We start from the raw sequence: 746 nt of genomic DNA on the forward strand, positions 1-746 counted from the left end.
GTGTAGTACCTGTGCGCGCCTGCTTCGCCTGAGCGCCGCGTATGGGCCGGGGCCGCGCCGGGGGTGTCCGTCCTCGGAACGGCGCGATGAGGTCGCCGGCTGACTGGCCGTTGACGCGCCAAGTGGGCCGCCTGAGCTGCGGGCATGCGTGCCGCCAAGGGCGGCACAGGTGGGCGCCGGGGGTAGTCCCTGCTCGAAGAACCCCGTTCCGTCGGGTTGCGGAACCCCCGGCCCCCCCAGCGGCAACGCCGAGCACCCGCACACACCCCCGGGCAACGCCCCGCACCGGTTGGTGTGAGCCGCGTACCCGCGGAGCTAGCCGCAGGTGAACCTGGACTCCGCCCAGTCCACCGGCATCAGGTAGTCCAGGGCGCTGCGCGGTTCCACCACCAGCCGGACCGTGCTGCGGCCGGTGAGGTTCACATGGACGGGCACGGCCGGGTCACCGCCCTCGACCAGCGGCGACCGCCACAGCCGGACGCCGTCGGCGTAGACGGAGAAGTACACCTTGCCGAGCCGCAGCGTCATGTCGTCCACCCCGACGAGCGCGTCGTACGACGAGCAGGAGCGGTTCAGGTCGATGGTGACGGACGAGCGGCCGTGGACGGTGACGCCGTGCGGGTACCGCTGGGCCCCGACCGACAGGCCGGACCGCTTCCAGACCCAGCTGCTCGAACCGATCCGCATCTCGGGATCCGTACCGTCACCGCTGATGTCGTACGACAGTTCGCTCCACTGGTAGACGG

General features: G+C 71.4%; 1 protein-coding gene. It reads right to left on the reverse strand.

From position 1 onward, the window contains the following. Positions 1–315: 315 nt before the first annotated feature. Positions 316–746: NPCBM/NEW2 domain-containing protein (locus tag C1J00_RS43860; RefSeq protein ID WP_245936763.1), on the reverse strand; the 431-nt coding region annotated here is incomplete at its 5' end.

Source organism: Streptomyces cahuitamycinicus, from assembly GCF_002891435.1.
GTDB lineage: Bacteria > Actinomycetota > Actinomycetes > Streptomycetales > Streptomycetaceae > Streptomyces > Streptomyces cahuitamycinicus.